Raw genomic sequence first — 13,315 nt, 5'->3', positions numbered from 1 at the left:
GTCTCGTTTCCCGCTCCAAATTCTTCTTCATATTCAAACTATCCACGGCGAAATGCTTCGTTGGGGACGTTTTCTGTTGTATCTGAAATACTCTTGTAAACAGAGTTATCCACAGAAACCACGATCAAACCAGTCTGTACAAAATGTTAGCAAGGTGAATAATATCTTCGTAATCGTCTGTATTATATGAAGAAATTTTGATTTCAAAATGTTATTGAGATCACTTGACCTGTTTGCTAAGCCTTATGGCGCCTCACTTTTTATTTTTATTCACAGGCTGTGAATATATCACGCATCCCGTGTAAGCCCTTTTTCAATCACCCTGACCAGACGCTGTTTCTTCGGTAACTGAACTTCAACCACGCCGGCATTTCGCTTCTCAATTTGCTGCGCAATCGCCCATTCTATGTGCTCATCAAGAAGTGGGTGCTCACCTCTGCGGCTTTCGAGCGCCTGAAGATTGGCTTCATCCCACGGGGCATTACCCAGCGCAACGGCCACATTACGCAGCCAGCGCAGGTGGCCGATACGACGTATGGCGGACCCTTCCGTTACCTTCAGGAACCAGGCTTCGGTCCAGGCGAACAGTTCAATAAGCTGTGGCGCATGCAGCGCTTTACGCGGGCTGAAGTCTTCTTCGTCCGTCAGCTGTGAATAGCGGTTCCACGGACAAATCAGCTGGCAGTCATCGCAGCCGTAGATGCGGTTGCCGATAAGCGGGCGAAATTCCTCTGGAATGGCGCCTTCCAGCTCGATAGTGAGGTAAGAGATACAGCGGCGCGCATCAACGGTATAGGGTTCAACAATCGCGCCCGTAGGGCAGATGGTCATACAGGCCACGCAGCGGCCACAGCCTTCTTCCACCGGACCGTCTACCGGCAGGGGTAAATCAATCAGCAGCTCACCCAGGAAAAAGAATGACCCCGCGTCGCGGCTTAAAATAAGTGAGTGCTTACCTGTCCAGCCAAGCCCTGCTTTTTCAGCGATCGGGCGCTCAAGAATAGGCGCAGAATCAACAAAGGGTCTAAAATTCAGCGAAACACAGTGCTGCTGGATGGTTTCCCCGAGCTTTTTTAGACGGTTGCGCAGAAGTTTGTGGTAATCACGTCCCAGAGCGTACCGGCTGACGTAACCCAGAGAGGGATTTTTTAGCGTGCGCGCAAAGGCCGCGTTAGCGGGCAGATAGTTCATGCGTACGCTAATGACGCGCAACGTACCCGGCAACAGCTCGTGGGGGCGGGCACGCATCATACCGTGACGCGCCATCCACTCCATTTCGCCGTGGTATTGTTTATCCAGCCATGCCTGTAGCTTAGGCTCGCTGGCAGAGAGATCGGTGTCAGTAATACCGACCTTCTGGAAGCCCAGTTCAGCACCCCACTGTTTTATTTTTTGCGCTAATTCATTGAGATCGAGGGGCTGTGACATGACGGACCATACTGTGAAGAAAAACCCCGCAAGTATACCACACTCCATCTGGCATGCGGATGACCTTCGTCGGGCCGAAAAAGAGGCCGCAGACAGCCTGGGCATTACCCTTTACGAACTGATGCAGCGTGCAGGCGAGGCGGCATTTAACGTGGCGCGTACGGCTTACCCGGATGCCTCGCACTACCTGATACTGTGCGGTCATGGCAATAACGGTGGCGACGGCTACGTGGTGGCGCGCCTTGCCGTAGCGGCGGGGCTGCGCGTCACCCTGCTGGCGCTGGAGAGCGACAAGCCGCTACCGGAAGAAGCAGGCATGGCGAGAGAAGCCTGGCTGAATGCGGGAGGCGTTATCCATGCGCCTGATATCGTCTGGCCCGATGACGTAGACGTGATTGTGGATGGTCTGCTGGGGACGGGACTGATGCGCGCGCCTCGCGATGACGTCGCCGCGCTGATTACGCGCGCCAACGCGCACCCCGCACCGGTGGTGGCGCTGGATATTCCCTCCGGCCTGATGGCGCAAACCGGCGCGACGCCGGGCGTGTCGATTGAGGCTGCGCACACCGTGACCTTTATCGCCCTGAAGCCGGGGCTGCTTACCGGGAAAGCGCGGGATGTCGTGGGCACGTTACACCACAACGCCCTGGGGCTTGAAAACTGGCTGGCGGGACAGGATACCCACATCACCCGCTTTGATGCGTCTCAGCTTGCACAGTGGCTACCGCCGCGTCGTCCCACCTCCCATAAGGGTGACCATGGCCGACTGCTGATTATTGGTGGCGAGCATGGCACGGCGGGTGCGATTCGTATGACAGGAGAGGCCGCGTTGCGCAGCGGCGCCGGATTAGTGCGCGTGCTGACCCGCAGCGAAAACATTCCCCCCATTATTACTGCGCGGCCGGAGCTGATGGTCCACGAGCTTACCCCGCAGGCGATTGAAGAGGGCCTGGAATGGGCGGACGTGGTGGTGATTGGTCCGGGGCTTGGGCAACAGAGCTGGGGTAAACAGGCCCTGCAAAAGGCCGAGAATTTTCGTAAACCGGTGTTATGGGATGCCGACGCGCTTAACCTTCTGGCAATAAATCCGGATAAGCGTCACAATCGCATTCTGACGCCGCACCCCGGCGAAGCCGCACGGCTGCTTAACTGTAGCGTGGCAGAAATTGAAAGCGATCGCTTACTTTCTGCCCAACGTCTGGTAAAACGTTACGGAGGTGTTGCCGTTTTGAAAGGGGCGGGGACCGTTATCGCCAGCGATGATGCCATGGGCATTATTGATGCCGGTAATGCAGGCATGGCGAGCGGCGGCATGGGCGATGTGCTTTCCGGCATCATTGGCGCATTGCTCGGACAGAAACTTCCCCTTTATGATGCAGCCTGTGCCGGCTGCGTGGCCCACGGTGCGGCGGCTGACGGCCTGGCTGCTCGTTATGGAACGCGCGGTATGCTGGCCACCGATCTTTTTTGCACGCTGCGGCGTGTTGTTAACCCGGATGTGATTGACGTAGAAAATGACTAATCGAGCGATTCCTTTACCTGATGAACAAGCCACTTTAGATCTCGGCACGCGCGTGGCGCAGGCCTGTCAGGGGGCGACCGTCATTTATCTGTATGGAGATTTAGGCGCGGGTAAAACAACCTTCAGCCGTGGCTTTTTGCAGGCGTTAGGCCATAACGGGAACGTAAAAAGCCCGACCTATACGCTGGTAGAACCGTACACGCTTGAAAATATCATGGTGTACCACTTTGATTTATATCGTCTTGCGGACCCGGAGGAGCTGGAATTTATGGGGATCCGCGATTACTTTGCCAACGACGCCATTTGCCTGGTGGAGTGGCCGCAACAAGGTGCGGGTGTGCTGCCTGACCCGGATGTCGAAATTCACTTAGATTACCAGGCACAAGGGCGTGAGGCGCGCATCAGTGCGGTTTCCTCATCAGGCTGTTCCTTACTGGCGCGTTTAGCCGGTTGAGCGTAGGGATAACGGGATGATTAATCGCGTTAAAGGTTGGGTGTTTGCTGCCACGGTCCTGCTGTGCGCGCAGGCCGGGGCGGCCAGCCTCTCGGATATTCAGGTGTCGAACGGCGATAGCCAGGCCCGCATTACGTTCAGCTTTATGGGCGATCCTGAATATGCTTTCTCACAAATCGACAGCCGCAGCGTGGCGCTCGATATTAAACAGTCCGGGGTGATCCAGGGGCTGCCGCTCCAGTTCAGCGGCAACAACCTGGTGAAAAGCATCCGTTCGGGAACGCCGAAAGATGCGCAGTCTCTGCGCCTTGTGGTCGATCTCACCGAAAAAGGCAAAACGAAGGCGGTTAAGCAGCAAAATGGCGCGAATTATACGGTGGTCTTTACCATTAATGCTGACGTTCCGCCGCCGCCTCCGCCTGCACCCGTTGTGGCAAAACGCGTGGAAGCGCCGGTTTATACCCCAAGACCGTCTGAGCCGGCCCGTAATCCGTTCAAATCACAGAATGATCGTCTTACCGCGGTGACCAGCAGCAACACGGTGACGCGTCCGGCGGTTAGCGCGCGGCGTACGCCGGTGAGTGGCGATAAGGTGATTATCGCCATCGATGCCGGACACGGCGGGCAAGATCCTGGCGCGATTGGCCCGGGCGGCACGCGGGAGAAAAATGTCACCATCGCCATTGCCCGTAAGCTGCGTGCGCTTCTGAATGACGATCCGATGTTTAAAGGGGTGATGACCCGCGATGGAGATTACTTCATTTCGGTGATGGGACGCTCGGATGTGGCGCGTAAGCAAAACGCCAACTTCCTGGTCTCGATTCATGCGGATGCTGCGCCGAACCGTAACGCCACCGGCGCGTCGGTCTGGGTGCTGTCCAACCGCCGCGCCAACAGTGAAATGGCGAACTGGCTTGAAGAGCACGAGAAGCAGTCTGAACTGTTAGGCGGGGCGGGCGATGTGCTGGCAAACAGCCAGGCCGATCCGTATCTCAGCCAGGCGGTACTGGATTTACAGTTCGGTCATTCTCAGCGCGTCGGGTATGATGTCGCCACTAACGTACTGAACCAGCTGCAAAGCGTCGGATCGCTGCATAAGCGTCGTCCGGAACATGCAAGCCTCGGCGTGCTGCGCTCCCCGGATATTCCGTCGATCCTCGTAGAGACGGGCTTTATCAGTAATCACGGTGAAGAGCGTTTACTGGGCAGCGATAGCTATCAGCAGCAAATTGCCGAAGCGATTTACAACGGTCTGCGTAAATACTTTGACGCGCATCCGCTTCAGTCTGCGCCGCAGGGTGGGGCAGCCCAGACGGCGAGCGCCGCGCTGCCGGGTGAGATGACCGCGACTAATTAAGGAGAGTTCATGCCGATTCAGGTTCTACCGCCGCAGCTCGCGAACCAAATCGCCGCCGGTGAGGTGGTGGAACGCCCTGCATCGGTGGTGAAAGAGCTAGTGGAAAACAGCCTTGATGCCGGGGCGACCCGCATTGATATCGATATTGAACGCGGGGGCGCTAAGCTCATCCGCATTCGTGATAACGGCTGTGGCATCAAAAAGGACGAGCTGGCGCTGGCGCTGGCGCGTCATGCCACCAGCAAAATTGCTTCCCTTGACGATCTGGAAGCGATTATCAGCCTGGGTTTTCGCGGCGAAGCGCTGGCCAGTATCAGCTCCGTTTCTCGCTTAACGTTGACCTCCCGCACGGCCGACCAGCAGGAAGCCTGGCAGGCCTACGCCGAAGGGCGCGATATGGACGTCACGGTTAAACCTGCGGCGCACCCGGTCGGCACCACGCTGGAAGTGCTGGATCTCTTCTATAACACGCCCGCTCGCCGCAAGTTTATGCGAACCGAGAAGACCGAATTCGGACATATCGACGAGATCATCCGCCGCATCGCGCTGGCGCGCTTTGATGTCACGATCAACCTTAGCCATAACGGCAAGGTGATGCGCCAGTATCGCGCGGTGGCGGAAGGCGGGCAAAAAGAGCGTCGGCTGGGCGCTATCTGCGGCACTCCGTTCCTGGAAAAAGCGCTGGCCATTGAGTGGCAGCATGGCGATCTGGCTCTTCGCGGTTGGGTTGCCGATCCGAACGCCAGCAGCGCCGCCTTTGCTGAGATCCAATATTGCTACGTCAACGGCCGCATGATGCGCGACCGCCTGATTAACCACGCCATTCGCCAGGCCTGCGAAGACAAGCTCGGCGCCGATCAGCAGCCCGCCTTTGTGCTTTATCTGGAGATCGACCCGCATCAGGTCGACGTGAACGTACACCCCGCCAAGCATGAGGTGCGCTTCCACCAGTCGCGTCTGGTGCACGATTTTATCTATCAGGGCGTTGCTGCGGTATTGCAGCAGCGGGGCGAGCCGGCGTTGCCGCTGGCAGAAGTAGCACCCGCGCCGCGTCCGTTGCCGGAAAACCGCGTGGCGGCGGGACGTAACCATTTTGCCGAACCGGCGGTAGCGCGCGAGCCGGCTGCGCCGCGTTTAGCCTCGACGGGCAACGCGCCGCGACCGACCGGCGCTAACTATCCCAACGCCCAGCCGGGCTATCAAAAACAGCAGGGGGCGCTATACCGCAAGCTGCTGGATACCCCGTCCGTTGAGCATAAAGAGCACATTACAGTTTCAACGCCTTCGCTGGAAGGACATAGCCAGAGTTTTGGTCGGGTACTGACCATTGTTGCTCCCGACATGGCGCTGCTTGAACGCGAGGGCAAACTGCTGCTGCTGGCGCTTTCCGTGGCGGAGCGCTGGCTCAAACAGGCGCAGCTAACCCCGGGGGTCAATGCCGCCTGCGCGCAGCCGCTGCTGATCCCCGTGCGCCTGAAAGTATCCCCTGAAGAAACAGGGGTTTTGCGGCGCGTACAGTCTCAGCTGGCTGAAATGGGGATAGAAATCGTACTGGACGCGCAGCATGTGACAATTCGCGCAGTGCCTTTACCCTTACGCCAACAAAATTTACAAAACTTGATTCCTGAACTGATAGGCTACCTGGCGCAGCAAACGACGTTTGATGCCGCCGACACCGCGCAGTGGATCGCCCGCCATTTGGCCAGCGAACATTCACCGTGGAGTATGGCGCAGGCGATTACCGTGCTGGCGGAGGTAGAACGCCTCTGCCCGCAGCTGGTGAAAGCGCCGCCGGGTGGTTTGTTACAACCTGTTGATTTACAAACGGCGATGACCGCCCTGAAACATGACTGACGTAAGTAAGGCGAGCCTGCCAAAGGCGATTTTTTTAATGGGTCCAACGGCCTCCGGCAAAACGGCGTTAGCCATTGAGTTACGTAAAGTTTTGCCAGTAGAGTTGATTAGCGTTGATTCAGCCCTCATTTACCGAGGGATGGACATCGGCACGGCGAAGCCCAACGCAGACGAACTGCGTGCGGCGCCGCACCGTTTACTGGATATTCTCGACCCGGCACAGGCGTATTCCGCAGCAGATTTTCGCCGCGACGCCCTGGCCGAGATGGCCGAGATTACCGCTGCGGGACGCATACCGCTGCTGGTGGGCGGCACGATGCTCTACTTCAAGGCGCTGCTGGAGGGGTTATCACCTCTGCCATCGGCCGATCCGGAAGTAAGAGCGAAGATTGAGCAGCAGGCGGCTGAGCAGGGGTGGGACGTTTTGCACAAGCAACTGGAAGAGATTGACCCGGTTGCCGCAGCGCGGATCCACCCAAACGATCCGCAAAGGCTTTCCCGGGCACTGGAAGTTTTTTTCATTTCGGGTAAAACTTTAACGGAACTGACGCAAACGTCAGGAGACGCTCTGCCGTATCAGGTGCATCAGTTCGCCATCGCCCCGGCGAGCCGTGAACTGCTCCATCAACGAATTGAGCAGCGTTTTCATCAGATGTTGGCTTCAGATTTTGAAGCAGAAGTGCGGGCGCTTTTTGCCCGTGGAGATTTGCATACGGACATGCCTTCCATTCGTTGTGTGGGATACCGCCAGATGTGGTCGTATCTTGAAGGTGAGATTTCATACGATGAAATGGTTTATCGAGGTGTTTGCGCCACGAGACAGTTAGCGAAGCGCCAGATCACCTGGTTGCGCGGTTGGGAGGGCGTTCACTGGTTAGACAGTGAAAAACCACAACAGGCGTTAAACGAAGTGATTGAGGTTATTGGTGATATCGCTGACTGAATGTGTACAATTAAGCCGTATCGTGCGCAATTTTTCAGAATCGCAAGGTTCTAAGTACAAAACAAGCATATAAGGAAAAGATAGAATGGCTAAGGGGCAATCTTTACAAGATCCGTTCCTGAACGCATTGCGTCGGGAACGTGTTCCAGTTTCTATTTATTTGGTGAATGGTATTAAGCTGCAAGGTCAGATTGAGTCTTTCGATCAGTTCGTGATCCTGTTGAAAAACACGGTCAGCCAGATGGTCTACAAGCACGCGATTTCTACTGTTGTTCCGTCTCGTCCGGTATCTCATCACAGCAATAACGCTGGCGGCGGCACTGGCAGTAACTACCATCATGGCAGCAACGCGCAGGGTTCATCTGCTCCTGCGCAGGACAGCGAAGAAACCGAATAAGGTTTTGGGCTGTTTTCCACACGGGGAGCCAGGGATCCTGCGTTCCCCGCTGATCTTTTTAGAGAGGTTTACGCTTGTTTGACCGTTATGACGCCGGTGAGCAGGCGGTGCTGGTACACATCTATTTTTCGCAAGACAAAGATATGGAAGACCTCCAGGAGTTTGAATCTCTGGTCTCTTCCGCCGGTGTCGAAGCAATGCAGGTGATTACCGGTAGCCGTAAAGCGCCGCACCCGAAGTATTTTGTTGGTGAAGGTAAAGCAGTAGAAATTGCGGATGCCGTAAAAGCAACCGGCGCATCTGTTGTGCTGTTTGATCATGCGCTGTCTCCGGCTCAGGAACGTAACCTGGAAGCTCTCTGCGAATGCCGTGTTATCGATCGCACGGGGTTGATCTTAGATATTTTTGCTCAGCGTGCGCGTACCCACGAGGGTAAGTTGCAGGTTGAACTGGCGCAGTTGCGCCATCTGGCGACGCGTCTGGTGCGTGGCTGGACACACCTTGAAAGACAAAAAGGCGGGATTGGTTTGCGCGGCCCGGGTGAAACCCAGCTCGAAACCGACCGCCGTTTACTGCGTGGGCGTATTACCCAGATCCTTTCACGTCTGGAACGTGTAGAGAAACAGCGCGAGCAGGGGCGTCGGGCGCGAACCAAAGCCGACATTCCAACGGTGTCGCTGGTGGGCTATACCAACGCCGGTAAATCCACCCTGTTTAACCAGATAACCGAGGCCCAGGTGTATGCCGCAGACCAGCTGTTTGCGACCCTGGACCCAACGCTGCGCCGTATTGACGTTGCAGACGTCGGTGAAACGGTGCTGGCGGATACCGTCGGGTTTATCCGCCATCTGCCGCACGATCTGGTTGCGGCGTTTAAAGCGACGTTGCAGGAGACGCGTCAGGCGACCCTGCTGCTGCACGTGATTGATGCGGCTGACGTACGCGTGCAGGAAAACATCGACGCGGTGAACGTGGTGCTCGAAGAGATCGACGCCCACGAAATTCCCACCCTGTTGGTGATGAACAAGATCGATATGCTGGACGATTTCGAGCCGCGTATCGACCGAGATGAAGAGAACAAACCGATTCGGGTCTGGCTGTCTGCTCAGGCCGGGATTGGTGTGCCACTGCTTTTCCAGGCTTTGACAGAACGTCTTTCCGGTGAGGTAGCTCAGCACACGCTGCGACTGCCGCCACAGGAAGGCAGGCTGCGCAGCCGGTTTTATCAGCTTCAGGCGATAGAAAAAGAGTGGATGGAGGATGACGGCAGCGTGGGGATGCAGGTGCGTATGCCGATCGTTGACTGGCGTCGCCTCTGTAAACAAGAACCTGCGCTGGCGGACTATATCGTCTGATCAGAAAGGGGAAGCCTGAAAAATTCGCCCTTGCATAACAAATATGGAGCATATACATGGCGTGGAATCAGCCCGGTAATAACGGACAAGACCGCGACCCGTGGGGAAGCAGCAATAATCAAGGCGGCAACTCTGGGGGAAATGGCAACAAAGGTGGTCGCGAGCAGGGGCCGCCGGATCTGGATGATATCTTCCGCAAACTGAGCAAAAAGCTTGGTGGCCTTGGCGGAGGAAAAGGTTCTGGCTCGGGTGGTAATTCCACTCAGAGTCCGCGCCCGCCGATGGGTGGCCGCGTGGTGGGCATTGTCGCCGCTGCGGTGGTAATCATCTGGGCAGCCAGCGGGTTCTACACCATTAAAGAAGCAGAACGCGGCGTGGTAACCCGTTTCGGTAAGTTCAGCCATCTGGTTGAGCCGGGCCTGAACTGGAAGCCGACCTTCATTGATGACGTGACCGCGGTTAACGTGGAGTCCGTCCGTGAACTGGCTGCCTCCGGCGTGATGCTGACGTCTGACGAGAACGTGGTGCGCGTTGAAATGAACGTGCAGTACCGCGTGACCGATCCAGAACGTTATCTGTTTAGCGTGACCAGCGCGGATGACAGCCTGCGTCAGGCGACCGACAGCGCCCTGCGCGGTGTGATCGGTAAATACACCATGGACCGTATTCTGACCGAAGGTCGTACCGTTATTCGTAGCGATACCCAGCGCGAGCTGGAAGAGACCATCCGTCCGTACAACATGGGTATTACTCTGCTGGACGTCAACTTCCAGGCTGCACGTCCGCCGGAAGAGGTGAAGGCCGCGTTTGACGATGCGATTGCCGCACGTGAAAACGAACAGCAGTATATCCGTGAAGCGGAAGCGTACACCAACGAAGTTCAGCCGCGTGCTAACGGTCAGGCGCAGCGTATTCTGGAAGAAGCGCGCGCGTATAAGACCCAGACCATCCTGGAAGCTCAGGGTGAAGTGGCTCGCTTCGCGCGCATCCTGCCGGAATATAAAGCGGCTCCGGAAATTACCCGTGAGCGTCTCTATATCGAGACCATGGAAAAAGTGCTGAGCCACACCCGCAAAGTGCTGGTTAATGACAGCAAGGGCGGAAACCTGATGGTTCTGCCGCTGGATCAGATGCTGAAAGGCGGTTCTGCACCGGCAGCGAAAGACAACAGCGGTGCGAACAACCTGCTGCGTCTGCCGCCAGCCTCGTCTGGCAGCACCAGCGCGAACACAACGCCTTCTTCGAACGATGGTGACATTATGGACCAACGCCGCGCTAACGCGCAGCGTAACGACTACCAGCGTCAGGGGGAATAAGGATGCGTAAGTCAGTTATTGCGATCATCATCATCGCACTGGTCGTGCTCTACACCTCAATCTTTGTGGTGAAAGAGGGCGAGCGTGGGATCAAGTTCCAGTTCAGCAGCGTCGTGCGTGACGGTGACAAGCGTCCGGTGATTTATGAGCCGGGTCTGCACTTCAAGATCCCGTTCATTCAGTCAGTGAAAACGCTCGATGCGCGTATCCAGACCATGGATAACCAGGCCGACCGTTTCGTGACCAAAGAGAAAAAAGACCTGATCGTTGATTCCTACATCAAATGGCGCATCAGCGATTTCAGCCGCTACTTCCTGGCAACGGGCGGTGGTGACGTTTCTCAGGCAGAAGTGCTGCTGAAGCGTAAGTTCTCTGACCGTCTGCGTTCTGAGATTGGTCGTCTGGATGTGAAAGACATCGTGACAGACTCTCGCGGTCGTCTGACGCTGGAAGTGCGTGATGCGCTGAACTCCGGTTCTGCGGGCACTGAAGATGAAGTCGAAACCCCGGCGGCGGATGATGCGATTGCCAAAGCGGCTGAACGCGTTCAGGCTGAAACCAACGGTAAAGTGCCGGTGATCAACCCGAACAGTATGGCGGCACTGGGTATCGAAGTGGTTGACGTGCGTATCAAGCAGATCAACCTGCCAGCGGAAGTGTCCGAGGCGATCTACAACCGTATGCGCGCCGAGCGTGAAGCGGTAGCCCGTCGTCACCGTTCACAGGGTCAGGAAGAAGCGGAAAAACTGCGCGCGGCAGCGGACTATGAAGTCACCAAGACGCTCGCGGAATCTGAGCGTCAGGGTCGTATCCTGCGCGGTGAAGGTGATGCCGAAGCGGCGAAGCTGTTTGCCGATGCATTCAGCCAGGATCCAGACTTCTACGCCTTCATCCGTAGCCTGCGTGCTTACGAGAATAGCTTCAAGAGCAACCAGGATGTGATGGTGCTCAGCCCGGACAGCGATTTCTTCCGTTATATGAAGACGCCGGCCAACGCAACGCGATAAACTCAGGCTCGTTTGAGTATTCAAACCACCGCTCTTCACGGAGCGGTGGTTTTCTTTTATGAGGATGAAAAATGAATTCTACGATCTGGCTCGCGCTGGCTCTGGTTTTGGTGCTGGAAGGCCTCGGCCCTATGCTCTATCCGCGCGCCTGGCGTCGGATGATCGCGACAATGAGCCAACTGCCGGACACTATTTTGCGTCGTTTCGGCGGCGGTCTTGTGGTTGCCGGTATCGTTATCTACTACATGTTGAGGAAAACGATTGGCTGATCAAAAACTAACCGTAATTGGCATATTTTAGGGTCAAAAAGTGCTGTATATCTGAAAAAGCGATGGTAGAATCCATTTTTAAGCAAACGGTGATTTTGAAAAAAATGGGTAACAACGTCGTCGTACTGGGCACCCAATGGGGTGACGAAGGTAAAGGGAAGATTGTCGATCTTCTGACTGAACGGGCTAAATATGTTGTACGCTACCAGGGCGGTCACAACGCAGGCCATACTCTCGTAATCAACGGTGAAAAAACCGTCCTCCATCTTATTCCATCAGGCATTCTTCGCGAAAACGTCACCAGCATCATCGGTAACGGCGTTGTGCTGTCTCCCGCTGCGCTGATGAAAGAGATGAAAGGTCTGGAAGACCGTGGTATCCCTGTTCGTGAGCGTCTGCTGCTCTCCGAAGCCTGCCCGCTGATCCTGGACTATCACGTGGCGCTGGACGTAGCGCGTGAAAAAGCGCGCGGCGCGAAAGCCATCGGCACCACCGGTCGTGGTATCGGCCCGGCTTACGAAGACAAAGTTGCACGTCGCGGTCTGCGCGTGGGCGACCTCTTCGACAAAGCGACCTTCGCTGAAAAACTGAAAGAAGTGATGGAATATCACAACTTCCAGCTGGTGAACTTCTACAAAGCTGACGCTGTTGACTACCAGAAAGTGCTGGATGACGTCATGGCGATCGCAGACATTCTGACCGGTATGGTTGTTGATGTGTCCGATCTGCTGGACCAGGCGCGCAAGCGTGGCGATTTCGTCATGTTTGAAGGTGCGCAGGGTACGCTGCTGGACATCGACCACGGTACCTATCCGTACGTAACGTCCTCTAACACCACCGCGGGTGGCGTGGCAACCGGCTCCGGCCTGGGCCCACGTTATGTGGATTACGTTCTGGGCATCATCAAAGCGTACTCCACTCGCGTGGGTGCGGGTCCATTCCCGACCGAGCTGTTTGATGAAACCGGCGAGTTCCTGTGCAAGCAGGGTAACGAGTTTGGCGCGACCACCGGTCGTCGTCGTCGTACCGGCTGGCTGGACGCGGTTGCTGTGCGTCGCGCCGTGCAGATCAACTCCCTGTCTGGCTTCTGCCTGACCAAGCTGGACGTACTGGACGGCCTGAAAGAAGTGAAAATCTGCGTAGGCTACCGTATGCCGGATGGCCGCGAAGTGACCACCACGCCGCTGGCCGCTGACGACTGGGAAGGCATTGAGCCAATCTACGAAACCATGCCGGGCTGGTCTGAGACCACCTTCGGTGTGAAAGAGCGTAGCGGCCTGCCAAAAGCTGCGCTGGACTACATCAAGCGTATTGAAGAACTGACCGAAGTGCCGATCGATATTATTTCTACCGGCCCGGATCGTACTGAAACGATGATCCTGCGCGACCCGTTCGACGCATAATCTTCGTGAC

The 13,315-nt window shown here is 56.3% G+C and carries 12 protein-coding genes; 11 read left to right on the top strand and 1 reads right to left on the bottom strand.

Annotation, left to right across the window (positions count from 1 at the left end):
- Positions 1-288: 288 nt before the first annotated feature.
- Entirely contained in the window at positions 289-1,428 is a 1,140-nt protein-coding gene (gene queG, locus IM267_RS10000; protein WP_131637482.1) for a tRNA epoxyqueuosine(34) reductase QueG, read from the bottom strand.
- On the opposite strand from queG, the gene nnr reads away from it, so the two are divergent.
- The 11 genes from nnr to IM267_RS09945 all read left to right on the top strand — a co-directional run bounded on the left by nnr (position 1,427) and on the right by IM267_RS09945 (position 13,305).
- Positions 1,427-2,950: a bifunctional ADP-dependent NAD(P)H-hydrate dehydratase/NAD(P)H-hydrate epimerase gene (nnr, locus tag IM267_RS09995; RefSeq protein WP_193033314.1), complete on the top strand. Its 1,524-nt coding sequence runs from the start codon at positions 1,427-1,429 to the stop codon at positions 2,948-2,950. The genes queG and nnr overlap by 2 nt on opposite strands.
- Complete coding sequence (gene tsaE / locus IM267_RS09990) at positions 2,943-3,404, top strand: tRNA (adenosine(37)-N6)-threonylcarbamoyltransferase complex ATPase subunit type 1 TsaE (RefSeq protein WP_063450935.1); 462 nt, start codon at positions 2,943-2,945, stop codon at positions 3,402-3,404. The genes nnr and tsaE overlap by 8 nt, the downstream gene beginning before the upstream one ends.
- Before the next feature lie 16 nt (positions 3,405-3,420).
- The gene (gene amiB / locus IM267_RS09985; protein ID WP_112792416.1) at positions 3,421-4,761 is read left to right on the top strand and encodes an N-acetylmuramoyl-L-alanine amidase AmiB; all 1,341 of its coding nucleotides are present in this window, start codon (positions 3,421-3,423) and stop codon (positions 4,759-4,761) included.
- Positions 4,762-4,770: 9 nt separating this feature from the next.
- On the top strand, positions 4,771-6,615 hold the full coding sequence (gene mutL / locus IM267_RS09980) for a DNA mismatch repair endonuclease MutL (protein ID WP_193033313.1): 1,845 nt from the start codon (positions 4,771-4,773) through the stop codon (positions 6,613-6,615).
- The gene (gene miaA, locus IM267_RS09975; RefSeq protein ID WP_063450932.1) at positions 6,608-7,558 is read left to right on the top strand and encodes a tRNA (adenosine(37)-N6)-dimethylallyltransferase MiaA; all 951 of its coding nucleotides are present in this window, start codon (positions 6,608-6,610) and stop codon (positions 7,556-7,558) included. Before mutL ends, miaA begins: the two co-directional genes overlap by 8 nt.
- Positions 7,559-7,643: 85 nt before the next feature.
- The gene (hfq, locus tag IM267_RS09970) at positions 7,644-7,955 is read left to right on the top strand and encodes an RNA chaperone Hfq (RefSeq protein WP_006810391.1); all 312 of its coding nucleotides are present in this window, start codon (positions 7,644-7,646) and stop codon (positions 7,953-7,955) included.
- A 74-nt stretch (positions 7,956-8,029) separates the two neighbouring features.
- Positions 8,030-9,310 (top strand): ribosome rescue GTPase HflX, encoded by a 1,281-nt coding sequence (hflX, locus tag IM267_RS09965; RefSeq protein ID WP_003855991.1) that lies wholly within the window; start codon positions 8,030-8,032, stop codon positions 9,308-9,310.
- A gap of 56 nt (positions 9,311-9,366) precedes the next feature.
- Positions 9,367-10,626 (top strand): FtsH protease activity modulator HflK, encoded by a 1,260-nt coding sequence (gene hflK / locus IM267_RS09960; RefSeq protein ID WP_063450931.1) that lies wholly within the window; start codon positions 9,367-9,369, stop codon positions 10,624-10,626.
- A 2-nt stretch (positions 10,627-10,628) separates the two neighbouring features.
- On the top strand, positions 10,629-11,633 hold the full coding sequence (gene hflC, locus IM267_RS09955; RefSeq protein ID WP_063450930.1) for a protease modulator HflC: 1,005 nt from the start codon (positions 10,629-10,631) through the stop codon (positions 11,631-11,633).
- Between the two features lie 71 nt (positions 11,634-11,704).
- A complete protein-coding gene (locus IM267_RS09950; RefSeq protein WP_063450929.1) occupies positions 11,705-11,902 on the top strand; it encodes a DUF2065 domain-containing protein in 198 nt (65 codons plus the stop codon).
- A gap of 104 nt (positions 11,903-12,006) precedes the next feature.
- On the top strand, positions 12,007-13,305 hold the full coding sequence (locus tag IM267_RS09945; protein WP_032628076.1) for an adenylosuccinate synthase: 1,299 nt from the start codon (positions 12,007-12,009) through the stop codon (positions 13,303-13,305).
- The last annotated feature ends 10 nt before the right edge of the window (positions 13,306-13,315 follow it).

Origin of the sequence: Enterobacter cloacae complex sp. P15RS, from assembly GCF_014895905.1 — a bacterium.
Taxonomy (GTDB): Bacteria; Pseudomonadota; Gammaproteobacteria; order Enterobacterales; family Enterobacteriaceae; genus Enterobacter; species Enterobacter quasihormaechei.
The sequence above is the reverse complement of the archived record's forward strand: the minus strand, read 5'-3'. Positions and strand labels throughout refer to the sequence as shown.